This is a genomic window from Hymenobacter jeollabukensis, from assembly GCF_005771675.1.
In the GTDB taxonomy this organism is placed as follows: domain Bacteria; phylum Bacteroidota; class Bacteroidia; order Cytophagales; family Hymenobacteraceae; genus Solirubrum; species Solirubrum jeollabukense.
Window position 1 is genome coordinate 540,636 of sequence record NZ_VAJM01000001.1, and the last position, 21,470, is coordinate 562,105.

The window sequence follows — 21,470 nt, forward strand, 5'->3', positions numbered from 1 at the left end:
AGAAGAATTTATAGATCTATAATCCGTTCTACAAGGAGCCTCACAACCAACGATTCATTACCCAGGTGACAAAACCGAATAAAAGAAAAGCCCTTCCGGTGGCTTATCCTTACCCAAAACTCGAAGCCGCCCCGGTTAAGTGACTGGGGCGGCTTTTTCGTAAGTGATGGGCATGAGGGTTTCGACTGATTTTGGGGATGCCGTCGGCTGGGCGCAACGGCATTTCGGCACCGTGCAACTGGGCGACGTCCGGCGTACACGCCGCGTCTACCGCTTGGCCGCCGGCTGGGCGCGGCAGCCAGGATGACTGGTCATAGATGAATGTATATTGGACACTTTAGCTTTACTTCTTGTTCGTTATGTCTTCAAGACCTACTCCTGAGTTTCCTGCTAGAATTCATGCCGGCGCGTGGCGTCTCAACGGCGTCGTGTGGGGCCTCTTACTCGTGGACGGGCTGGCTGTGGCCGCTACGTCGGGTAGCTACGCAACTTTGGGCCCGCTCATGATCTTGCTACCCCTGGCGGGCATCGGCTTGGCTGCTAACCTAATGCTCTTCTGCTGGAAATTGGTTACCCGCCGCTTTCGCCAAGCCCTAGGCTATGGGATTGGTTTCATGCTTTTGACCGTGTTCTTTGTCGGAATCTACCTCTTTTTAAATGCTATCCGCATAGAAAAATGGTGGTAAGACCAACTAACTGCCCTTTTGTCTGAACATAACGGACACCTATCCTCGGTGTACTAAATGTGCGTCCTGCCACTGTAAATCCCTACGGCACTTAACGTGCTATTTAGTCCGCCTTCTCAGAAGGCCCCAATTAAGCAGAATCACTTCTAAGATTTGGGTAAGGATAAGCCGGTGGAAGGGCTTTTCTTTTATTCGGTGGCGAAGGAGGCGTACTTCCGCTTGCGTAGCCAGGCCCGCACCAGCCCGAACACGGCCAGCAAGGCCAGCGGGGCGCCCAGGTTCAGCAGCTGCCACTGGCGCTTCTCGGCGTTGATTTTCACCTTATCCAGGGGGCGCAGGGTGATTTGCTTACCGCGCACGCCGATCAGGCCGGATTCGTCGAGCAGGTAGTCGACGGCGTTCTGGGTCAGCTCGCGGTTGGCAAATTCGGTGGTGGCGAGGCGGTCATAGCCCAGGCGCAGGGGGCGCTTGGTTTTGGGGTCCACGTCGTTTCGCACGAAGTCGCCGTCGGAGATGAGCAGGATTTTGCTGGGCTTGGCCTGGGGGCTCTGGGCGGGCAGGAATTGGGTGGTACCGGGCTTGGCGCGGTTGGCGAAGAGAGAGCGGAACTGGCCTTCGAGCAGGTAGCCGACGGGTTTGGGGCCGCTTTTGTACAGCTTGGGGTCGGGGGGCAGGCGGGCGTCATTGAGGTTGATGGGCACCGGGGCGGGCAGCACGCGGGTGTAGCGCGAGGTGAACATCAGGGGGGTTTTGCGGATGCCGCGGGCCTTCACCGTGTCGATGCTGCTGACGAACTTGAGGTACACCGCGTCGAGGTTGCGGGTGATGGGGTGCGGGCTGAAGTTGTTGACGACCGGGTAGAACGGCCAGGGCATGGGCTCCACCTGCGGCTTGTTGCCCGACATGCCCGTCACCAGCGGAATCAGGCCGCAGTTCACGTCCAGGATCAGGTCCCCGTTGACGCGCACGCCGTAGGTGAACAGCAGGTCGGTCAGGCCCAACTCCTGCGGGAAGGAGAGCATGCCGCCGCGGTTGGCGCTGTCGAGGTTCACGCGCATGGCATCCACGAAGAACAGCGCCCGGCCGCCCTCGGTGATGAACTTATCGAGCTGGTACTTCTCGGGGTCGGAGTACGGGCGTTCGGGCTTGGCCACGATGACGGCCGAGAGGGCCTTCATGTTCTGCTCGGTGACCTTGTTCAGGTCGATGCGGTACACGTTGTAGTCGCGCTGCAGGGTGCCGATAAGGTCGGCTACGTGCTCATTATCCGGCTCCCCGTGGCCCTCCACGATGCCGATGAGCTTACGCTTCGAGGGTTCCAGGCGGCGGATGGCGCTGGCCAGCTCGTATTCGAGGCCCTCGATGCTCTGGTTGAGGCGCACGTCGGGCGGGGCGGCCTGGTTGCCGCGCAGCAGCAGCACGTTTTCCTCGCGGTTGCCCACCGTGATGGTGGCCCAGGGGAAGATGATTTTCTCGACCCGCTTGCCGCCCTCGTTGGCGCCGAGGTTGGTGGGGCGCAGGCCTTTCTGCACCAGGCGGGCGTACTCCTTGTTGCGGTCGGCCTCGGAGCTGGCGGCGGAGGGGTCGACGAAGACGTAGCGCAGCTTGGAGCCGGCGTGAATCTGCATTTCGTCGAGGGTTTCGCGGGTGGCCTGGGCGAGGCGGCGAAAGGCGGGCGGAAAGTCGCCGGCCAGGTACACCGTCACGGTAATGGGCTCCGGGGCGGTTTCGAGCAGCTGCTTGGTGGCGGGAGCCATGCTGTAGCGCTTGTCCTCCGTCAGGTCGAGGCGGACGAAGAACTGCTGGGCCAGCACGTTGAGCACCAGCAGCGCCAGCAGGACAAGGCCGAAGCGGAGCAGGTCGCGCTGCTTGCGGGAGGAAGCGGGGGCAACCGGGGCGGGCGAAGTGGCGGCGGGAGTGGTTTCCATGCGTCAGAAAGTCCGGGTTACCAGTTGCGGCTACGCAGCACGAGGCGGGTAGCCAGCAGCATGGCGGCTACCACGGAAAAGAAATACAGCAGGTCGCGGGAGTCGATGAGGCCTTTGCTCAAGTCGCGGTAGTGGGCCGCAATACCGAGCTGGCCGATGTAGTAGGCCGGACCGCCGTCGAAGAGCGAGGCCAGCGAATCGAAGCCGGAGTAGACCAGGAAGCAGCCGACCACGGCGACGAGGAAGGCAATGATCTGGTCGCGCGTGAGGGCCGAGGCCAGCACACCGATGGCGGCGAAGACGGCGGCCAGCAGGGCCAGGCCGATGAGCGAGCCGGCAAAGGCGGCCGAGTCGATGTTACCCTGCGGGGAGCCGAGCTGGTAGACGGAGTAGTAGTAGAGCAGCGTGGGCACCAGCGCCAGCAGGGCCAGCAGCAGGCAGGCCAGGTACTTCCCTCCTACCAATTGCCCGTCGGTGAGCGGGCGGGTGAGCAGCAGCTCGATGGTGCCGGCCTTCTTCTCCTCGGCGAAGGTGCGCATGGTAATGGCCGGAATCAGGAACAGGAAAATCCAGGGCGCGAGGTTGAACAGTGTCTGCAGGTCGGCAAAGCCGTAGTCGAGCACGCTGCTATCGGGGAAGACCCACACGAACAGGCCGGTGGCCACCAGAAACACCCCGAGCACCACGTAGGCCACCGGGGAGTTGAGAAAGGCGTTGAATTCTTTGCGAAGGACGGCGAACATTCAGAGGAATGTGCTGATGATAGGACGGTAAACTCCCCTCCTTTTTGAAGGAGGGGACGCCAACGCGCCAGCGTTGGCTGGGGTGGTTTCACGTCAGATAGTAATCTACCGGACGCCTGACGTTCACTGCCGAAAACCACCCCGGCCTTCGGCCACCCCTCCTTGAAAAAAGGAGGGGAGTTGACGTTCTTACTTTTCAGATTTGGTGGAGGTCGTCAGTTCCTGGAACACCTGCTCCAGCGACTGTTCTTCCTGGCGCAGCCCGAGCAGCAGCCAGCCCTGCTGGGCGGCCAGCTGCGAAATGGCGCGGCGCTGGTCGCCCTTGCCTTCGGTGCGGATAATCCAGGCGCCGCCCTGCCCCTGCTCGACGGCTTTCACGCCGGGCAGCTGCCAGAGCGGGGCCGGGTCGATCGGGCCCTCGAACTCGGCGCGGATGACGGCGCCGCCCTTGGTGAGGCCGGCCAGCTCGCGCACGGGCGCATCGGCCACCAGCTGCCCGCGGCTGATGATGACCACCCGGTCGCAGAGGGCCTGCACTTCGGGCAGGATGTGGGTGCTAAAAATGACCGTTTTATCCTGGCCCAGCTCCCGGATCAGCGTGCGGATTTCGCCAATCTGGTTGGGGTCGAGGCCGGTGGTGGGCTCGTCGAGGATGAGTACCTGCGGGTCGTGAATCAGGGCCTGGGCCAGCCCCACGCGCTGCCGGTAGCCCTTCGAGAGGGCCCCGATCTGCTTGTTCTGCTCGCGGGTGAGGCCCACGCGGCCCACCAGCTCCTGCACCCGCTGGCGCAGCGCGCTGCCCCCCAGGCCGTGCACGCGGCCGATGAAGTCGAGGTACTCGTGCACGTACATGTCGAGGTAGAGCGGGTTGTGCTCGGGCAGGTAGCCCACGCGGCGGCGCACTTCCAGGGGCTGCTCCACCACGTCGAAATCGGCCACGCGCACCGTGCCGCTGCTGGGCGGCAGGTAGCCGGTGGCAATTTTCATGGTGGTGGACTTGCCGGCGCCGTTCGGGCCCAGGAAGCCCAGGATTTCGCCCCGGCCGGCCGTAAACGAAATGTCATTGACGGCGGCCTGCGAACCGAAGAGCTTGGTCAGGTGAGAAATTTCAACCATTGCGCGAAGATACACGTCCGTTAAGCCTCGGGCGGCATGGATTGCCAATCTTCGAGGCTGCAGCCATACTCGGCCGCCATATCCAGGGCCTCGGCCAGGGTTTCGTGCCAGCTGTCGAAGCCCTGCGCGGGGTTGATGGTGCTCAGGTAGTAGACGTAGGCGCCGCCCGTGCCGTCGATGTCGTCTTCCGCCACCAGGTAATCCGTGCCGTTTTCCTGCGCCTGCGGCAGCGGCAATTTCCACTTCTGGCCCATATTAAATCCGCTATCAGTCAGACAACTATTTACGGCTTCCGCAGCAGGTACTCCCCGACCCAGGAAGCCACCAGCGGGAAAATCACCCAGATGCCGAGCAGCACAATCCAGGCCAGGGCCAGGAAAACGAACGTCCGCAGCACCGGCCGGCGCGGCGGCCGGGCGGCCCGGTACTGGCGCAGCGTGTACCAGAGCAGCAGCACCGACGCGGCCCAGATCAGCAACACGGCTTAGCGGCCTTTGGGTTGCAGGGGCCGCATTTCCATGTCCACGACGTGGAAGTTGAACGGTGTTTCGAGGGCGTAAACAATGGCGCCGGCAATGTCCGCGGGCTGCATCATGTGCTCGTTGGCCGTGGTGCCGGGAATGTCGTCGAAGAAGTTGGTCTGCGTGGAGCCGGGATACAGGCAGGTGACCTTGATGCCGTCCTTGCGCACTTCCTTGAAGATGGAGTGCGAAAAGCCGCGCACCGCATACTTGGTGGCGCAGTAGCCGGCCATCATTTCGATGCCCGTCAGGCCGGCAATGGACGAAATATTGACGATGTGGCCCAGCTGCTGGCGTTTCATCGGCGGCAGCACGGCCTTGGTGCAGTAGAACAGCCCGTGCACGTTGGTATCGAACATCTGGTGCCAGTCGGCGGAACTGAAGCCGTCGACGGCGCCCGAAATGCCCAGGCCGGCGTTGTTGACGAGCACGTGAATATCCGGGCCCAGCTCCCGCTGCGTGTTGGTCAGGGTTTCCTGCACCTGCACTTCGTCGCGCACGTCGCACTCGAAAAACGAAAACCGCTCGTGCTGCAGCCCGGCGGGCCGGCTGCGGCCCCAGCCGGCCACCACGGCTCCGCGCTGGAGCAGCAGCTCCGCCGTGGCCAGCCCGATGCCTTTGCTGACGCCCGTGACAATGGCTACCTTGCCGTTCAGATCCATGATGTTGTTAGGTTGGAAAAAGTGTTGATGAACCGCTGCAAAACGGGCGCGCAAGATAGCACGCGCCTCCGGCTAGGGGCATACGCGGCCCCGGCCCTGCTGGTGGCGGCCGTGCTGCTCGGCGGCTGCCGCAAAGACCACGAGGGCGACTGTTTCAAGAGCAGCGGCAAGGTGACGGAGGAGCGGCGCGAGCTGGCCCCGTTCCGGGTGCTGCGCCTCTACGACAACGTGGAAGTAACCGTGGTGCAGGACGCGGAAACCTACGCCCTGGTGCGCACCGGCCAGAACCTGCAGGAAGACCTGGAGCTGACCGAGCAGGACGGCACGCTGACCATCCGCAACACCAGCCGCTGCAACTGGGTGCGCCGCTACGACGTGCCCCGGCAAGTCACGCTGCACACCCCGCGCCTCACCGACGTGTTTCATACCGGCGAGAAAACCCTGCGCACCCAGGGCGTTTTCCGCCAGGACACACTTTTTCTGCACCTGGCCCGCGCCGGCGATGTGGAGTTCGAAGTCGAAAGCAAGCGGCTGTGGGTCGACCTCTACGAGCTGGGCGACATGCGCCTTTCCGGCCGCACCGACGAGCTGGTGGCTACCGTCGGCGACCTGGGCAGCCTCTACGCCCAGGGCTTGCGCGTCCGCCGCGCCAGCGTCGACCTGGACAAGCTCGGTGACGGCGACGCCCACGTGCTGGTCACCGACTTCCTCGGCGCCCGCGTGGCCGGCAATGGCAGCCTGTACTACAATGGCTCCGCCGCGCAGAAAGACATCAGCGTGACGGGTAAAGGCCGGGCGGTAAGCCAATGAACAATGGCGCAAGGGTGTATTCCCTATTGTTCATTGCTTATTGATAATTGCTCATTGCCCTCAAATATCTCCCAGCTGGGGCCGGATCAGTAGCTCCTCCACCACGGCCTGGGGTGAGAGGCTCCAGGTGCTGAACACGGCTTCGGCCACGTCTTCGGCCCGGATAAACCGCTCCCGGGGCAGCTCTACGCCTTCCCAGCTGGCGGTGTAGGTGGCGCCGGGCAGCACGGCCGTCACGCGCACGTTGGTGAGCTTCAACTCCTCGCGCAGGTTTTTGGTCAGGCCGTAGAGGGCAAACTTGGCCACCCCGTAGGAGCCGCCGTTGGGGTACGGCACTAGGCTGGCGGTGGAGCACATGGTGAAAATGTGCGCCGCCGGTTGCGCCAACAGCTGCGGCAGCAGGCCGCGGGTCACGTCGTAGGTGCTCAGCAGGTTCACGGCCAGCATGTCGCGCAGGGTCGAGCCATCAGCGGCGTCGTCCTGCAGGCGGCCGGGCACGAAGGAGCCGGCGTTGTTGACCAGCACGTCCACGTCGCCGCCCAGGCCGAGCACGAAATCCACGAAGCGGCGGGCTTCGTTGGGCTTGCTCAGGTCGGCGGGCAGGGCCTGAACCTCGGCGTCCGGGAATTGTTGCTCCAAATCGGTGCGCAGCGCGTCGAGGTCTTCGGCCGAGCGGGCGCAGGTGACCAGGCGCCAGCCGGCGCGGGCAAAACGTTCCAGAATGGCGCGGCCAATGCCCTTGCTGCCGCCCGTCACCACAATTGTTTTCTGCATATCGCGTAAGATTGTTTCGCGGTTTGTACGTATGTAAGCTCGCACCGCTCCGGCGGTTTCATTTTTTCTCTCCAGCCCCTACTATGGTCAAAGTTTTCGGCCAATTTCTGCTTTTCCTGCAGAGCATGCTCGTGCGCACCGAGCGCGTCAAAGTTATCTGGAACCGCACCCTCGACGAAGCCGTGCTCATCGGCATCGATTCGATTCTCATCGTCAGCATCGTTTCCGCCTTTATCGGGGCCGTAACCTGCGTGCAGATTGCCTACAACCTCATCAACCCGCTCATTCCGAAGTCGACCATCGGCTACATGGTGCGCGAAATGACCATTCTGGAGCTGGCCCCCACCATCACCAGCATCGTGCTAGCGGGCAAGGTGGGCAGCAGCATTGCCGGCGGCCTGGGCACCATGCGCATCACCGAGCAAATCGACGCCCTGGAGGTCATGGGCATCAATTCCAGCAACTACCTGGTGCTGCCGCGCATTCTGGGCTCCATCATCACGTTTCCGCTGCTGGTTATCCTGGCCATGGTCCTCTCGATTCTGGGCGGCTACCTGGCCGGCACGCTCTCCGGCGCCATGACCGCCCAGGAATACGTGGAAGGCATCCGCGACACGTTTATTCCCTACAACATCGTGTTTGCGCTGATCAAGTCGGTGGTGTTTGCCTTCCTGGTATCGGCCATTTCGGCTTACCGCGGCTACTTCACCGTAGGCGGCGCGCTGGAAGTGGGCGCCAGCAGCACCACGGCCGTCACGCACTCCATCATTGCCATCCTGATCGGCGACTTCGTCCTGGCCTACACGCTCCTTTAAAGGTGAAATGGTGAGCTGGTGAAGTGGTGAGTTTAACGTTTGGGAAGCCTAAACGACACTCACCACTTCACCACCTCACAATCTCACCACTTGTGACATGATCGAAATTCACAACGTCCATAAATCCTTCGGCGACGCGCCCATTCTGAAGGGCGTCACCTGCACCTTCGAGACTGGCAAGTGCAACCTGGTGCTCGGGGGCTCGGGCACCGGCAAATCGGTGCTGCTCAAGTGCATCGTGGGCCTGCTCAAGCCCGACATCGGCTCCATCACCTTCGACGGCACCATCTTCACCAACAACAAGGTGGAAATCCGCCAGGAAATCCGGAAGCAGATCGGGATGCTGTTCCAGGCCTCGGCGTTGTTCGACTCGATGAACGTGTTCGAGAACGTGGAATTTCCGCTGAAGATGCTCACGCCCGACATGAGCCGGGCCGAGCGGCGCGACCGGGTGGAGTTCTGCCTGAAGCGCGTGGGCCTCGAAGCGGCCGGCAACAAGATGCCCTCCGAGCTGTCGGGCGGCATGAAGAAGCGCGTGGGCATTGCCCGCGCCATTGCCCCGAACTGTACCTACCTGTTCTGCGACGAGCCCAACTCCGGCCTCGACCCGCTCACCAGCATCAAAATCGACGAGCTGATCTACGAAATTACCCACGAGTACAACATCACCACCGTCATCATCACCCACGACATGAACTCAGTGGTGGAAATCGGCGACCATATCGTGTACCTGCACAAGGGCCAGAAGCTTTGGGACGGCACCAAGGATGAAATTCTCAACGCCCAGGTGCCCGAGCTGAAGGAATTCATCTTCAGCAGCAGCCTGGTGCGCGCCGCCAAGCGCATCGAAATGGAAGGCGGCAGCCTGGAGGAAATCCGCCAGGAACCCTCGAAGGACATCTAGCCATCGGCAACACAAGCAGACGGCAGCACTGGCCGTCATTGCGAGCAGCGCGAAGCAATCGGTCCTGGCCAATGTGCCGCCGATGCAATGCCTGCAAACCGAAAGTCGACTGAGTAACAATGGCGCCGCCCGAAACCAAGTAACGCTGGTTTCGGGCGGTGCTGTTTTGGGTTTCTGCCAGTTGTAGCGGCGGTGCTACTGGAGGAAAGATTGGCTACGCCTTCCTGCGGTTGCCGCGCTTCGCTCGCAATGACGGCCGGGGCAGCCGCTTGCTTATCCCTGCTGGAAGTTGCCCCAGCCCATGCGCTTGCGCAGGCTGGTGATGTGCGCAATATGGTGCCGGCCGTGCCAGGCGTACAGCACTAGGGCTTGGTCGAGGCGAATCGTCTGCTCCGTTGCCGGGTGGTACCAGGTGCGCTGCCACTGCTCGTCGGTGAGCTGGCTGAGCAGCACCACCCAGCGGGCGTGCAGCGCGTCGAGCAGGATCAGCGACACGTCGGGCGGCACGATGGTCACGTCGGGCAGCTGGGCCCAGGCGGCTTCGTTGTAGGGCCGGATGGTGGGGTTGTCCTCGGTCAGAGCCAGCCGGAAGCGGGTGTAGCTGTTCACGTGCGAGTCGGGCAGGTGGTGCAGCACCTGGCGCACCGTCCAGCCGCCCGGACGGTAGGGCGTATCAAACTGCTCCCCGCTAAGGCCATCGAGGGCCATGCGCAGCTCGGTGGGCAAAGCCATCAGCTGCTGAATGTAGCCGTGGCGCTGCTCGGCCGTCAGCGGCTGCTCGGGCAGTTGGTAGTGGCCAATGGGGTAGCGCAGGTCCTGCTCGGCGGCAGGTTGGGTTTCGGGAGTCGACATAGGGGCAAAATTAAGCGCCGCAAGTCTACGGAATTGCGGCCAACCGATAGGTGCTTCCCTCCTGCCGGCAATACGCAAAGCGGCCCGTTTCCTTGCCGGAAACGGGCCGCTTTGTTTCTGGATCAAACGACTGGAACAGCCGGCCAGGCCGCTATTCGTGGCCTTTGTCCTTGTCGCCGCGCTTGTTTAGCTCGTCGCGGATTTTGGCGGCCTTCTCGTAGTCCTCGCGCTCCAGCGCCTGGGCCAGCATCTTGGTCAGCTCTTCCTGCGACACCTGGCCCGAGGGCTCCTTGTGCTCGGCCACCTCGCTGCGCGGGGTGCTCGGGGTGTCGTCGTCCTCGTCGTCATCGTCCTCGTCGTCGGTTTCGGCGCCTTCGTCGAGGTCGGAGAGGATGATACCGGCTTCGCTCATCACGCTTTCCACCGTGTAAATCGGCACGCCGAAGCGCAGGCCGATGGCAATGGCGTCGGAAGGCCGCGAGTCCAGCTCAAACGTGGTGGCCCCGTCGGAGCACACGATTTTGGAGTAGAACACGCCTTCCTTCAGGTCGGAGATGAGCACCTCCAGGATGGTCACGTGTACCTGCTCGGCAAACGACTTGAACAGGTCGTGGGTGAGCGGACGGTTGGGGTTGATTTTCTCGATCTGGATGGCAATGCTCTGCGCCTCAAACATGCCAATGATGATGGGCAGGCGGCGGTTGCCGTGCTTTTCACCCAGAATCAGGGCAAACGACCCCGATTGCGACTGGCTGGAGGACAAGCCCAGAATTTCGAGCTGAATTTTCTTCACGAGGGAGAAATGTATGCGAATGGGTGATGGGTGACTGAATTGCTTCTAACGCAATAATGCGAGCGGGGGGAAAATGTTAGCTGATTTTTTCCCGCCCGCACTTTTTGCGCAGTCACTCGGCTAGCCCAGCTCCTTGACGGCCTGGGTCAGCTTGGGCAGCACCTCAAACACGTCGCCCACGATGCCGTAGTCGGCGGCCTTGAAGAAGGGAGCCTCGGGGTCCTTGTTGATGACCACGATAACCTTCGACGAGTTGACGCCGGCCAAGTGCTGGATGGCGCCCGAGATGCCGCAGGCAATATACAAGTTCGGCGACACGGTGATGCCCGTCTGGCCCACGTGCTCGTGGTGGGGGCGCCAGTCAACGTCCGACACCGGCTTGGAGCAGGCCGTAGCCGCACCCAGCGCCTTGGCCAGGTCCTCAATGAGGTGCCAGTTCTCCGGGCCCTTCATGCCGCGGCCACCCGATACCACTTTGTCGGCTTCCGGCAGCAGAATGCCGCCGGCCTGATCCTGCATAATCACCTGCTTGGGCGCGTCGGCGAAGTCAGCGTCGGACAGCTGGGCCGTGAACGACTCCACCTGGGCGGTCTGGCCGCCGTTGTGCTGGGCTTCGATGCTGTTTTTCTTAACGGCAATGATTTTCCGGTCGCCCGACAGGGTCACATCGGCGAAGGCCTTGCCCGAGAAGGCGCCGCGCTTCACCGTGAACTGGCCGCCGTCGGTTTTGGGCAGTTCCACCACGTTGGTGGCCAGGGAAGCCTTCAGGCGCACCGCCAGGCGCGAGCCGACCGAAGCCCCGATGTTGGAGTTGGCCAGCACGATTACCTTGGCCTGCTCCTTATCGGCGGCGGCGGCAATCAGCTTGGTGTAGGCGCCGTTGACGAAGTCCTTCAGGCGCGGCTCCGCGTCGAACAGCACCTTCGTGATGCCCTGCTCGCCCAGGGCGGCCAGGTTGGCTTCGGTGGCCTCGCCCACGGCCACGGCCGTAGCCGTGGTGCCGAGCATCTGGGCCACCTGCGCGCCGTACGACGCTACTTCCAGCGAAGATTTTTTCACTTCGCCCTTATCGCATTCTACTACTACGAGAACAGACATGGTTCTACAATTAAGAATTAATAATTAATAATTAAGAATTATGATTAGCCTGCCGCATTGACGGTCAAACCAATTATTAATTCTTCATTATTAATTATTAATTGATTCTTAGATGACTTTGGCTTCGTTGCGCAGCAGCTTGATCAGCTCGCCGGCATTGGCGGCGTCGATGAGCTTCACGCCCTGCTTCTTGGGCGGCAGCTGGTACTCGGCCACGGCCGTAGCGGCGCCTTCGCCCACGGCTTCCACCACTTTCAGCGGCTTGGTGCGGGCCGTCATGATGCCGCGCATGTTCGGGATGCGGGGTTCGCACATCGGCTGCTGGCACGAGGCCACGAACGGGGCCGCAACCTCCACGATTTCCTTGCCGCCTTCGATTTCGCGCTCTAGCGTGGCGGTGTTGCCGCTCATGTCGAGCTTCATGGCCGGGGCTACCGTGGGAATGCCGAGAAGCTCACCCACCATGCCGTGCACCTGAAAGCCGTTGTAGTCGATGCTTTCCTTGCCCATCAGGATGACCTCGTAGCCGCCTTCCTTGGCGTAGTGGGCAATCTGCTGGGCCACAAACCAGGCGTCTTTGGGGGCGGCGTTGACGCGGATGGCGTCGTCGGCACCGATGGCCAGGGCTTTGCGGATGTTGGGTTCGGTGTCGGCTTCCCCGACGTTGAGCACCGTGACGGTGCCGCTGCCCTGGGCTTCTTTGAGCTCAATGGCGCGAGTGAGTGCATACTCATCCCACGGATTGATGACGAACTGCACGCCCGCCTTGTTAAACTCCTTATTATCCGGGGTAAACGTGATTTTGGTCGTCGTGTCCGGGACGTTGCTAATGCAAACGAGGAACTTCATCAGGTCGACTTAAGGGTCAGAAGATGCGGGCAATGCCCTAATTTCGGGCCGAAGATACTGGAAAATCCCGCCGATGGAAACCGCACCTAGCCGCCTGGAGCAACTGCTCACCTTCTACAAGGAAGACCCGACCGACGCCTTTACCGTGTACGCGCTGGCCACCGAGTACCGCTCGGCCGGCGACCCGGACACGGCCTGGCAGTACTACCAGAAGCTCCTGACGGAACACCCTGATTACGTGGGCACTTACTACCACGCCGGCAAGCTCCGGCAGGAACAGGGGCACGTGGAAGAAGCCGAAAACATCCTGCGTACGGGCCTCACCGTGGCCCGTAAAGCCGGGCAGATGCACGCCGCTTCGGAGCTGCAGGGCGCCCTCAATAACGTACTCGGACTGGACTACGAGGACGACTAAAATTTATTCGGCACGCCTAACATTTTTCGACAAATGGGCCGTGCGGGCCGTAGCGCGCACGGTGCGGACGATACACCTAGCCCAGCCCCACACGATGAAAATATTGCTCGTCGAGGACGAACCCAAGGTATCAGCCTTCATTCGGAAAGGGCTGGAAGAAGAGCATTTCGACGTGGAGGTGGCCTACGACGGCACTTTCGGCGCCCGGCTGGCCCTGGGGCACAGCTTCGATCTGATTATCCTGGACGTGATTCTGCCCGGCATGAGCGGCTTTGAGGTGCTCAAAACCATCCGGCAGCGCGACCAGGACGTGCCGGTGCTCATGCTCACCGCCCTGGGCACCACCACCGACAAGCTGGAGGGCTTCAACGCCGGGGCCGACGATTACCTGGTCAAGCCCTTCGACTTTCCGGAGCTGCTGGCCCGGGTGCGGGCCCTCACCCGCCGCCGCGGGGGGCACGGCGTGAAGGGCGCCACCCTGACGTTGGCCGACCTCACGCTGGACACGGCCGCCAAAACCGTGACCCGGGCCGGGCAGCCGCTCAAGCTGACGGCCCGCGAGTTTGCCCTGCTGGAGCTGCTGCTGCGCAACCAGGGCCGCGTGCTCAGCCGGGCCGAAATAGCCGAGCACAGCTGGGAAGACTCCTTCGACGCGGGCTCCAACGTCATCGACGTGTACGTGAACTACCTGCGCAACAAAGTCGACAAGCCCTTCCCCACCAAGCTGATCCACACCGTGGTAGGCATGGGCTACGTGATGCGGGAAGACGAGCGGTGAAATGGTGAGATAGTGAAATAGTGAGTGCCGTTCTGACCTCCTGTTTACCTGCACATCAAACTCACCATTTCACTATTTCACCACAATGACCATTCGTAACCGCCTGACGCTGCTGTTCGTGGGCCTGGTGGGCGTTATTCTGCTCGGGGCGCTGTCGGCTACGCTCATCATCCACGCCGACTACACCCACGAGCAGTTTAATGACCGCCTGCGCGACCGGGCCGACGTGACGGGCTACATCTTTCTGGAGCGCGACGAGATGCGGGCCGCCGCGTTTCGGGATTTTCAGCGCCGCTTTATGCAGACGCTGCCCAACGAGATTCTGCAGGTCTACGACTCGAAGATGGAGCCGACGTTCATCGAGGAAGACGAGCGAATCAAGGTATCGGATGAGCTGCTGGCGCGCATCGTGGCCGAAAAGGAGGTGTTCTTCAACATGGGGCGGCGGCAGGCCGTGGGCATTTTCTACCGCGACAACCAGGGCGAGTTTGTCATCGTGGCGGCGGCCCAGAACGCCTCCGGGCAGGACCGCACCGAGTACATGACCTTCTCGCTGGCGGCCGTGTTCGTCATCAGTCTGCTGCTGACTTACGTGGCCGGGCGCGTGTTTGCGGGCCGGGCCCTCACCCCCATTGCCGACATCAACGACCAGGTGGAGCGCATTACGGCCCGCGACCTGCACCTGCGCCTCGACGAAGGCCAGAACGAGAAGCCCGACGAAATTTCGCGCCTGGCCCGCACCTTCAACCGCATGCTGCAGCGGCTGGAGGACTCGTTCGAGGGCCAGGGCACCTTCGTGCGCAATGCCTCCCACGAGCTGCGCACCCCACTCACGGCCACCATCGGCGAATTGCAGGTGCTGCTGGCCCGCGAGCGGGACGCCCCCGCCTATCGCGAAGCCCTGGGCTCGGTGCTGGCGGAGCTGCAGCAGTTCCGGGTGCTGGTCAACAACCTGCTGGAACTGGCCCAGGACGACTCCGCGCTGCCCCAGGCCGAGGAAATCCGCCTCGACGAGCTGGTGTGGGAAGTGCGCGACGGACTGCCGGCCGAGCAACGGCGCCGGGTGCAGGTGCAGCTGGGTGAGCTGCCCGACGACGCCGACCAGCTGGTGGTGCGCGGCAGCCGCTCCCTGCTGCTGCGGGCGGTGAGCAACCTGGTGGAAAATGCCCTGAAATACTCCCCCGACGAGCAGCCGGTGGAGCTCCGCCTTGAATACCAAGCCCCGCGCATCCTGCGCCTGCGCGTACTCGACCGGGGCATCGGCATTGCCGAAAAGGATTTTGCCCGGCTGTTTCAGCCTTTCTTCCGCGGCGACAACTCGCGCCAGGTGGTGGGCCACGGCGTGGGGCTGCCGCTGGCGCTGAACATCATCGGGCGGCACGGCGGGCAGCTAACGCTCCGGCCCCGCCCGGACGGCGGCACGGTGGCCGAGGTGGTATTTGAGCCGGCGGCGGGCTAGCGCCGAATTGGCCTCAGAGGGGCGGTATGCCACGGCTGATTCGGCCAAGCCACGCGTCTGTTGTTTGCACCGCGCCGCTTACTTTCTAAAAAAAGCTGACTCTGGAGCGTTTCAAAAAAGCCCTTTAACAGCCTAAAAACCGACTTTTCCAGAAAAAAAAGCCGTTCTAATCTGTTTCTAATCCACCTCTAATTCTCGCCTAATACCCCCACGGTACACTTGCATTGTCAACTCACCAGACGACAATGTTCCGCGCCCCTCTTCGCTTTCTTTCCCTGGCCGCCGGCCTGCTGCTGACGGCTGCCGCCGCCCGCGCCGCAGCGCCCGTCCAGGCTACCGCTGCCGATACCCTCCGCCTCGACCTGAGCCAGGCCGAACGCCAGTTTACCGACAACAATTTCGCCCTGCTGGCCCAGCGCTACAACGTGTCGGCCGCCGAGGCGCAGATCCTGCAGGCCCGGCTGTGGGACAACCCGACGGTCAGCGTCGAGCAGAACACCTACAACCCGCAGACGCGCCGGTATTTCGACGTTACCAAGCAGGGCAACACCATCGTGCAGGTGCAGCAGCTGTTCGCCATTGCGGGCCGCCGCAAAGCCGCCGCGGCCGTGGCCCAGCAGAACGCGCTGGCCGAGCAGTACAACCTGCAGGACCTCTTGCGTACGCTGCGCTTTCAGCTGCGCACCACCTTCTACGACCTGTACTTCAAGCAACGCTCCCTGAGCGTGTACGACCGGCAGATCAGCGAATTCCGGCGCACCATCGGCCTCTACGAGCAGCAGCTGCAGAAGGGCAACATCGCGCTGAAGGACGTGGTGCGCCTGAAAGCCTTCCTCTTCGACCTGGAAACCGAGCGGCAGACCCTGCTGCGCGACATGGCCCAGGACCAGGCCGACCTGCACGTGCTGCTGCGCGACGAAACCAGCTCTTACCTGGTTCCCCAGGCCTCGGTGGCCGCCCTGCGGGCCCTCTCGCTGGGCCAGGCCCCGGCCGAAACCGCCCTGGCCGACTCGGCCCAGACCTACCGCGCCGACGTGAAGGCCCGCATGGCCCAGGTGCAGCAGCAGCAGGCCAACCTACGCCTGCAGCACGCCCTGGCCACCCCCGACCTGGCCGTGGGCTACGTGTACGACCGCGCCGGCAACTACATCCAGAACTACAACGCGCTGACCCTGGGCATTGCGGTGCCCATCTTCAACCGCAACCAGGGCAACATCCGCACGGCCAAGGCGCAGATGGAGGGCAGCCGGGCCCAACTCTCGCAGCAGCAGCTGCAGGTACGCCAGGACGTGTTTCAGGCTTACACCCTGGCCCAGCAGGCCGAGCAGCTCTCGGCCAACACCGACCGCAACACCGCCGACTTCGACAAGCTCATCGACGGCATCGAGCGCAGCTACGCCCAGCGCAACATCACCATCGTGGAATTCCTCGACTTCTACGAGAGCTACAAGGAAAACCTGCTCCAGCGCAATGAGCGCAGCAACAACCGCATCCGCGCCTACGAGCAGCTCAACTACGCCGTCGGCCGCCCGGTGCTGACGCCCCAGTAGAACATCATCTTACAGAACGTCAGGTCGAGCTTGTCGAGGCATCTCGCGTGCTCACTTTCAGATAGTAACCTAGTGATTGGACTTACTATCCGGCGAGATGTCTCGACAAGCTCGACATGACGACCTGGGGTGAGCCGCTTGCTCCCGCCAACCCCGAACACCTTCCGTCTTTCAACCTCAAGCGCCTGCCGCGCTCCTCACCAATACCGCCATGCTTCGCGTTTCCCGCTCCCTTACCGCTCTGCTGTTTCCGCTGGCCGCCGCGGGCCTGCTGAGCAGCTGCACCGATTCCGACGCCAACCCGGCCGCCGAAGAAACCCAGCCCTTCGCCCTGTCCGACACGATGATGAAGGAAATCAAGCTCGACACGGTGCACGCCGAGGCGGTGCGCAACGAGCTGACCCTGTCGGGCCAGATTGCCACCAACGGCGACAAGACCGTACAGGTATTCCCGCTGGTGGGCGGCGTGGTCGAGCAGCTCAACGTGGAGCTGGGCGACCATGTGCAAAAGGGCCAGGTGCTGGCCGTTATCCGCTCGGGCGAAATAGCGGACCTGCAGAACCAGAGCAGCACCGCCGGCACCGACCTCGACATTGCCCGCAAAAACCTGGCGGTGGCCGAGGACCAGTTCCAATCTGGCCTGGCCTCGGAGCGTGACGTGGTGCTGGCCCGCAAGGAGCTGCAGAAAGCCCAGAGCAACGTGGGCAAGTCGCGCAAGCAGCTGAGCATCTACGGCGTATCGGCCGACGGCACCTACACCCTGCGGGCCCCAATTTCGGGCTTCATCACGGAGAAGAACGCCACCGACCACATGCAGTTCAACGCCGACAACGTGCAGAACCTATTCACCGTGTCGAACCTCGACGACGTGTGGATTATGGCCAACGTGTTCGAGTCGGACATCTCGAAGGTGAAGGAGGGCTACCAGGCCGACGTGACCACGCTGGCCTACCCCGACAAGCACTTCCAGGGCCGCATCGACAAGGTATTCAACGTGCTCGACCCGCAGGCCAAGGTGATGAAAGTGCGGGTGCGCCTGGCCAACCCCGGCTACCTGCTCAAGCCCGAAATGTACGCCCGCATCAACGTGCTCAACACCGAGGACGCCAAGATGCTGGCCGTGCCCGCCGAGGCCGTCATCTTCGACAAGGACCGCAACTACGTGATGGTCTACCGCGACCGGAAGCACGTGGACACCCGCGAGGTGAAAATCGACAAGACCGTGGGCGACGTGAGCTACGTGGCCTCCGGTCTGAAGGACGGCGACGTCATCATCGCCAAAAACCAGCTGCTCGTGTACGACGAGCTTAATGACTAGGGAGCTGCAAGCTTCAGGCTACAAGCGGCAAGTTTTTCTGCGCCGCGGCGGCCTGACCGGCCAATTCCTACTGCCTCACCGTTGCCGGCTCTGCTGGCAGCCAGCCCCCCCTTTGCCTATTCTCATTGCTTGAAGCTTGCCGCTTAAAGCTTGCAGCTCAACAAAATGAACAAGTTCATCCAGGGCATCATTGCCTTTTCGCTTAAAAACCGCGGGTTCGTCTTCCTGATGACGGCGGTGGCCATCGTGGCCGGGGTGGTGAGCTACCGGAATACGCCCATCGAAGCGTTTCCGGACGTCACCAACACCGAAATTACCATCATCACCCAGTGGCCCGGCCGCTCGGCGGAGGAGATTGAGAAGTTCGTGACGGCGCCGATTGAAATTGCGCTGAACCCGGTGCAGAAGAAGACCTCGGTGCGCAGCACCTCGCTCTTCGGCCTGTCGGTGGTGAAGGTGATTTTCGACGACGGCGTGGAGGATTTCTTCGCCCGGCAGCAGGTGAATAACCTGCTGGCCGACGTGGATTTGCCCGACGGCATCGACCCGGAGGTGCAGCCGCCCTACGGCCCGACGGGCGAAATCTACCGCTACACCATCGAGAGCAAGGGCAAGACGGTGCGCGAGCTGAAAACCATCCAGGACTGGGTGATTGAGCGCAACCTGAAAGCCGTGCCCGGCGTGGCCGATGTGAACAGCTTCGGCGGCGAGGTGAAGGACTACGAAATCAGCGTGGACCCCACCAAGCTGCAGACCTTCGGCATCACCCCGCTCGACGTGTACAACGCCGTGCAGCGCAGCAACATCAACGTGGGCGGTGACGTCATCAACGAGGGCCAGCAGAACTTCGTGGTGCGCGGCATCGGGCTGCTGAACAACATCAACGACATCAACAACACGGTCATCAAGAACGTGAACGGGGCCCCGATTCTGATCAAGAACGTGGCTTCGGTGCAGGAGTCGGCGCTGCCGCGCCTGGGTAAAGTCGGGCGCGGGCTGGAGGACGACAAGGTGGAGGGCATCGTGGTGATGCGCAAGGGGGAAAACCCCTCGGAGGTCATTGCCCGCCTGCAGGACAAGGTGCAGGAGCTGAACGAGAAGATCCTGCCCCCGGGCGTACAGATCAAGACCTTCTACGACCGGCAGCAGCTCATCGACTTCTCGACGGAGACGGTGATTCACAACCTGCTCGAAGGCATCGTGCTCGTCACGGTTATCGTGTTCCTGTTCATGGCCGACTGGCGCACCACCGTCATCGTGTCGGTGATTATCCCGCTGGCTTTGCTCTTCGCCTTTATCTGCCTGCGGCTGAAGGGCATGAGCGCGAACCTGCTGAGCATGGGCGCCATCGACTTCGGTATCATCATCGACGGCGCGGTGGTGATGGTGGAGGGCCTCTTTGTGGCGCTGGACCACGAGGCGCACAAAAAGGGCATGGAGCGGTTCAACAAGCTGGCCAAGCTCGGCCTGATCAAGAAGACCGGCCGCGACATGGGCAAGGCCATCTTCTTCTCCAAGGCCATCATCATCACCGCTTTGCTGCCCATCTTCTCCTTCGAGAAAGTGGAGGGCAAGATGTTCTCGCCCCTGGCCTGGACGCTCGGCTTCGCCCTGCTCGGCGCCCTGATTTTCACGCTGACGCTGGTGCCGGTGCTGGCCTCCATCCTGCTCAAGAAGAACGTGTGGGAGAAGGATAACTTCTTCGTGCGGGGCATCAACCGCGGCGCCCAGCGCTTCTTCCGCTTCACCTACGCCCGCAAAGGCATCAGCCTGCTCATTGCCACCATCGTGGTGGCCGGCGGCCTCGGGGCCTTCAAGTTCCTGGGCTCGGAGTTCCTGCCGGAGCTGAACGAAGGCTCGATTTACGTGCGGGCCCAGCTGCCGCTGAGCATCGGGCTGGACGAGTCCAACAAGCTCTGCAACGAGATGCGCGGGGTGTTCCTGAGCTTTCCGGAGGTGTCGGACGTGGTGAGCCAGACCGGCCGCCCCAACGACGGCACCGACCCGACGGGCTTCTACAACAACGAGTTCCTGGTGCAGATCAAGCACACCAAGGACGTGCAGAACAAGATGAAGTCGGCCGCCTACCGGGCCCAGCTCATCGAGCACATGAAGGCGAAACTCAACCGCTTCCCCGGCGTGGACTTCAACTTCTCGCAGCCTATCATGGACAACGTGGAGGAAGCCGCCTCGGGCGTGAAAGGCTCCATTGCCGTCAAAATCTACGGCACCGACCTCAAGCTGATGGAGGAAAAAGGCCGCGAGGTGTACGCCGTGCTCAAAAAGATTAAGGGCATCGACGACCTGGGCGCGCTGCGCAACATCGGCCAGCCGGAGCTGCACGTGGAGCTGGACGAGAACAAGATGGCCAGCTACGGCGTGGACAAGGCCGACGCCAACGCGGTGCTGGAAATGGCCGTGGGCGGCAAGCAGGCCACCCAGCTCTACGAGGGCGAGCGGAAATTCCCCATCCGCGTCCGCTACGAGCAGCAGTACCGCTCGACGCCCGCCCAGATTGCCCAGCTGATGGTGCCCACCCAAGCGGGCAAGACCATCCCGATTTCGGAAATAGCCACCATCGGCCCCGTGAACGGCCCCTCCCTCATCTACCGCGACGACAACAAGCGCTTCGCCGCCGTGAAATTCTCGATTCGGGGCCGCGACATGGGCTCGACCATCGAGGAAGCTCAGAAGAAGGTGGAGCAGGCCGTGCACCTGCCCAAGGGCTACACCATGAAGTGGACCGGTGACTTCGAAAACCAGCGCCGCGCCACCCAGCGCCTCACCCAGGTAGTGCCCATCTCGCTCGGGCTGATCTTCTTCATCCTCTTCATCCTCTTCGGCAACCTCAAGGACGCCGGGCTGGTGCTGCTGAACGTGCCCTTCGCCATCATCGGCGGCGTGGCCGCGCTGCTCATCACGCACACCAACTTCTCGATTTCGGCCGGTATCGGCTTCATCGCGCTGTTCGGTATCTGCATTCAGAACGGGGTGATTCTCATCTCGGTGTTCAAGCAGAACATGCTGCGCAAGATGAGCCTCGACCGGAGCATCTACGACGGGGTGACCAGCCGGGTGCGCCCGGTGGTGATGACCGCCCTGATGGCCACCATCGGCCTGATGCCGGCCGCCATCAGCACCGGCATCGGCTCCGAAACCTCCAAGCCCCTGGCCATCGTGGTTATCGGCGGCCTCATCACCGGCACCATCCTGACGCTGTTCATCTTCCCCTTGATTTTCGAGCGCGCCTACCGCGCCGAGCACAGTAAGTACGGCCCGCACACCGACGCCGAGCTGCACCCCGAAACCGAAGCCGTGCTCGTGCACTAACGGCCCGCCGCCCCGGTTGCCCGGGCCTGCCGCGGCAGCCCGGCGGCCGGTTGGCCGACGCCCCCACTC

At 62.5% G+C, this 21,470-nt stretch carries 22 protein-coding genes; 11 read left to right on the forward strand and 11 right to left on the reverse strand.

Features of this window, described 5'->3' with window-relative positions:
• The first annotated feature begins 172 nt into the window (after positions 1-172).
• Positions 173-307, forward strand: coding sequence for an IS4/Tn5 family transposase DNA-binding protein (locus FDY95_RS27095; protein ID WP_171025490.1), 135 nt, complete (start codon positions 173-175; stop codon positions 305-307).
• 52 nt (positions 308-359) lie between these two features.
• Positions 360-686 carry a hypothetical protein gene (locus FDY95_RS02380; protein WP_138075106.1) on the forward strand — a complete coding sequence of 109 codons (327 nt, stop codon included), beginning with the start codon at positions 360-362 and terminating at the stop codon, positions 684-686.
• Positions 687-874: 188 nt separating this feature from the next.
• On the opposite strand, the gene gldG is transcribed toward FDY95_RS02380, so the two are convergent.
• From gldG to FDY95_RS02410, 6 genes are all read right to left on the reverse strand, one after another.
• Positions 875-2,614, reverse strand: a complete 1,740-nt coding sequence (gene gldG / locus FDY95_RS02385) for a gliding motility-associated ABC transporter substrate-binding protein GldG (RefSeq protein WP_138075107.1) — start codon at positions 2,612-2,614, stop codon at positions 875-877.
• Positions 2,615-2,631: 17 nt separating this feature from the next.
• Entirely contained in the window at positions 2,632-3,357 is a 726-nt protein-coding gene (gene gldF, locus FDY95_RS02390; protein ID WP_138075108.1) for a gliding motility-associated ABC transporter permease subunit GldF, read from the reverse strand.
• 189 nt (positions 3,358-3,546) lie between these two features.
• On the reverse strand, positions 3,547-4,473 hold the full coding sequence (gene gldA / locus FDY95_RS02395) for a gliding motility-associated ABC transporter ATP-binding subunit GldA (RefSeq protein ID WP_138075109.1): 927 nt from the start codon (positions 4,471-4,473) through the stop codon (positions 3,547-3,549).
• Between the two features lie 20 nt (positions 4,474-4,493).
• Positions 4,494-4,727, reverse strand: a complete 234-nt coding sequence (locus tag FDY95_RS02400; RefSeq protein ID WP_138075110.1) for a hypothetical protein — start codon at positions 4,725-4,727, stop codon at positions 4,494-4,496.
• A gap of 29 nt (positions 4,728-4,756) precedes the next feature.
• A complete protein-coding gene (locus FDY95_RS02405; protein WP_138075111.1) occupies positions 4,757-4,954 on the reverse strand; it encodes a hypothetical protein in 198 nt (65 codons plus the stop codon).
• Positions 4,955-4,957: 3 nt separating this feature from the next.
• The gene (locus FDY95_RS02410; protein ID WP_138075112.1) at positions 4,958-5,656 is read right to left on the reverse strand and encodes an SDR family oxidoreductase; all 699 of its coding nucleotides are present in this window, start codon (positions 5,654-5,656) and stop codon (positions 4,958-4,960) included.
• Between the two features lie 27 nt (positions 5,657-5,683).
• Here FDY95_RS02410 and FDY95_RS02415 point away from each other — a divergent pair, with 27 nt between their 5' ends.
• The gene (locus tag FDY95_RS02415) at positions 5,684-6,466 is read left to right on the forward strand and encodes a GIN domain-containing protein (RefSeq protein WP_138075113.1); all 783 of its coding nucleotides are present in this window, start codon (positions 5,684-5,686) and stop codon (positions 6,464-6,466) included.
• Positions 6,467-6,526: 60 nt separating this feature from the next.
• On the opposite strand, the gene FDY95_RS02420 is transcribed toward FDY95_RS02415, so the two are convergent.
• Positions 6,527-7,240, reverse strand: coding sequence for an SDR family oxidoreductase (locus FDY95_RS02420; RefSeq protein ID WP_138075114.1), 714 nt, complete (start codon positions 7,238-7,240; stop codon positions 6,527-6,529).
• Positions 7,241-7,323: 83 nt separating this feature from the next.
• Here FDY95_RS02420 and FDY95_RS02425 point away from each other — a divergent pair, with 83 nt between their 5' ends.
• The gene (locus tag FDY95_RS02425) at positions 7,324-8,055 is read left to right on the forward strand and encodes an MlaE family ABC transporter permease (RefSeq protein WP_138075115.1); all 732 of its coding nucleotides are present in this window, start codon (positions 7,324-7,326) and stop codon (positions 8,053-8,055) included.
• Between the two features lie 97 nt (positions 8,056-8,152).
• Positions 8,153-8,959, forward strand: a complete 807-nt coding sequence (locus FDY95_RS02430; RefSeq protein WP_138075116.1) for an ABC transporter ATP-binding protein — start codon at positions 8,153-8,155, stop codon at positions 8,957-8,959.
• A 273-nt stretch (positions 8,960-9,232) separates the two neighbouring features.
• On the opposite strand, the gene FDY95_RS02435 is transcribed toward FDY95_RS02430, so the two are convergent.
• The 4 genes from FDY95_RS02435 to FDY95_RS02450 form a co-directional block, all read right to left on the reverse strand.
• Entirely contained in the window at positions 9,233-9,811 is a 579-nt protein-coding gene (locus tag FDY95_RS02435) for a YfiT family bacillithiol transferase (protein WP_138075117.1), read from the reverse strand.
• Positions 9,812-9,962: 151 nt separating this feature from the next.
• The gene (locus FDY95_RS02440) at positions 9,963-10,604 is read right to left on the reverse strand and encodes a bifunctional nuclease family protein (RefSeq protein ID WP_111476336.1); all 642 of its coding nucleotides are present in this window, start codon (positions 10,602-10,604) and stop codon (positions 9,963-9,965) included.
• A 120-nt stretch (positions 10,605-10,724) separates the two neighbouring features.
• A complete protein-coding gene (locus tag FDY95_RS02445) occupies positions 10,725-11,702 on the reverse strand; it encodes an electron transfer flavoprotein subunit alpha/FixB family protein (RefSeq protein WP_138075118.1) in 978 nt (325 codons plus the stop codon).
• 108 nt (positions 11,703-11,810) lie between these two features.
• A complete protein-coding gene (locus tag FDY95_RS02450) occupies positions 11,811-12,551 on the reverse strand; it encodes an electron transfer flavoprotein subunit beta/FixA family protein (RefSeq protein ID WP_138075119.1) in 741 nt (246 codons plus the stop codon).
• 73 nt (positions 12,552-12,624) lie between these two features.
• On the opposite strand from FDY95_RS02450, the gene FDY95_RS02455 reads away from it, so the two are divergent.
• The 6 genes from FDY95_RS02455 (at position 12,625) to FDY95_RS02480 (ending at position 21,401) form a co-directional block, all read left to right on the forward strand.
• Positions 12,625-12,966: a tetratricopeptide repeat protein gene (locus FDY95_RS02455; protein ID WP_138075120.1), complete on the forward strand. Its 342-nt coding sequence runs from the start codon at positions 12,625-12,627 to the stop codon at positions 12,964-12,966.
• Between the two features lie 94 nt (positions 12,967-13,060).
• Positions 13,061-13,744, forward strand: a complete 684-nt coding sequence (locus FDY95_RS02460) for a response regulator transcription factor (protein ID WP_138075121.1) — start codon at positions 13,061-13,063, stop codon at positions 13,742-13,744.
• An 85-nt stretch (positions 13,745-13,829) separates the two neighbouring features.
• Complete coding sequence (locus tag FDY95_RS02465) at positions 13,830-15,203, forward strand: sensor histidine kinase (protein ID WP_138075122.1); 1,374 nt, start codon at positions 13,830-13,832, stop codon at positions 15,201-15,203.
• A gap of 245 nt (positions 15,204-15,448) precedes the next feature.
• Positions 15,449-16,753 carry a TolC family protein gene (locus FDY95_RS02470; protein ID WP_138075123.1) on the forward strand — a complete coding sequence of 435 codons (1,305 nt, stop codon included), beginning with the start codon at positions 15,449-15,451 and terminating at the stop codon, positions 16,751-16,753.
• A 211-nt stretch (positions 16,754-16,964) separates the two neighbouring features.
• Positions 16,965-18,071: an efflux RND transporter periplasmic adaptor subunit gene (locus tag FDY95_RS02475; RefSeq protein WP_138075124.1), complete on the forward strand. Its 1,107-nt coding sequence runs from the start codon at positions 16,965-16,967 to the stop codon at positions 18,069-18,071.
• A gap of 165 nt (positions 18,072-18,236) precedes the next feature.
• Entirely contained in the window at positions 18,237-21,401 is a 3,165-nt protein-coding gene (locus FDY95_RS02480) for an efflux RND transporter permease subunit (protein WP_138075125.1), read from the forward strand.
• Positions 21,402-21,470: the final 69 nt, after the last annotated feature.

Bases quoted from the DNA above. Each gene is read 5' to 3' on its own strand.
- FDY95_RS27095 (WP_171025490.1), top strand. From the start codon at position 173: ATGAGGGTTTCGACTGATTTTGGGGATGCCGTCGGCTGGGCGCAACGG.
- FDY95_RS02380 (WP_138075106.1), top strand. From the start codon at position 360: ATGTCTTCAAGACCTACTCCTGAGTTTCCTGCTAGAATTCATGCCGGC.
- gldG (WP_138075107.1), bottom strand. From the start codon at position 2,614: ATGGAAACCACTCCCGCCGCCACTTCGCCCGCCCCGGTTGCCCCCGCT.
- gldF (WP_138075108.1), bottom strand. From the start codon at position 3,357: ATGTTCGCCGTCCTTCGCAAAGAATTCAACGCCTTTCTCAACTCCCCG.
- gldA (WP_138075109.1), bottom strand. From the start codon at position 4,473: ATGGTTGAAATTTCTCACCTGACCAAGCTCTTCGGTTCGCAGGCCGCC.
- FDY95_RS02400 (WP_138075110.1), bottom strand. From the start codon at position 4,727: ATGGGCCAGAAGTGGAAATTGCCGCTGCCGCAGGCGCAGGAAAACGGC.
- FDY95_RS02410 (WP_138075112.1), bottom strand. From the start codon at position 5,656: ATGGATCTGAACGGCAAGGTAGCCATTGTCACGGGCGTCAGCAAAGGC.
- FDY95_RS02415 (WP_138075113.1), top strand. From the start codon at position 5,684: ATGAACCGCTGCAAAACGGGCGCGCAAGATAGCACGCGCCTCCGGCTA.
- FDY95_RS02420 (WP_138075114.1), bottom strand. From the start codon at position 7,240: ATGCAGAAAACAATTGTGGTGACGGGCGGCAGCAAGGGCATTGGCCGC.
- FDY95_RS02425 (WP_138075115.1), top strand. From the start codon at position 7,324: ATGGTCAAAGTTTTCGGCCAATTTCTGCTTTTCCTGCAGAGCATGCTC.
- FDY95_RS02430 (WP_138075116.1), top strand. From the start codon at position 8,153: ATGATCGAAATTCACAACGTCCATAAATCCTTCGGCGACGCGCCCATT.
- FDY95_RS02435 (WP_138075117.1), bottom strand. From the start codon at position 9,811: ATGTCGACTCCCGAAACCCAACCTGCCGCCGAGCAGGACCTGCGCTAC.
- FDY95_RS02445 (WP_138075118.1), bottom strand. From the start codon at position 11,702: ATGTCTGTTCTCGTAGTAGTAGAATGCGATAAGGGCGAAGTGAAAAAA.
- FDY95_RS02450 (WP_138075119.1), bottom strand. From the start codon at position 12,551: ATGAAGTTCCTCGTTTGCATTAGCAACGTCCCGGACACGACGACCAAA.
- FDY95_RS02455 (WP_138075120.1), top strand. From the start codon at position 12,625: ATGGAAACCGCACCTAGCCGCCTGGAGCAACTGCTCACCTTCTACAAG.
- FDY95_RS02460 (WP_138075121.1), top strand. From the start codon at position 13,061: ATGAAAATATTGCTCGTCGAGGACGAACCCAAGGTATCAGCCTTCATT.
- FDY95_RS02465 (WP_138075122.1), top strand. From the start codon at position 13,830: ATGACCATTCGTAACCGCCTGACGCTGCTGTTCGTGGGCCTGGTGGGC.
- FDY95_RS02470 (WP_138075123.1), top strand. From the start codon at position 15,449: ATGTTCCGCGCCCCTCTTCGCTTTCTTTCCCTGGCCGCCGGCCTGCTG.
- FDY95_RS02475 (WP_138075124.1), top strand. From the start codon at position 16,965: ATGCTTCGCGTTTCCCGCTCCCTTACCGCTCTGCTGTTTCCGCTGGCC.
- FDY95_RS02480 (WP_138075125.1), top strand. From the start codon at position 18,237: ATGAACAAGTTCATCCAGGGCATCATTGCCTTTTCGCTTAAAAACCGC.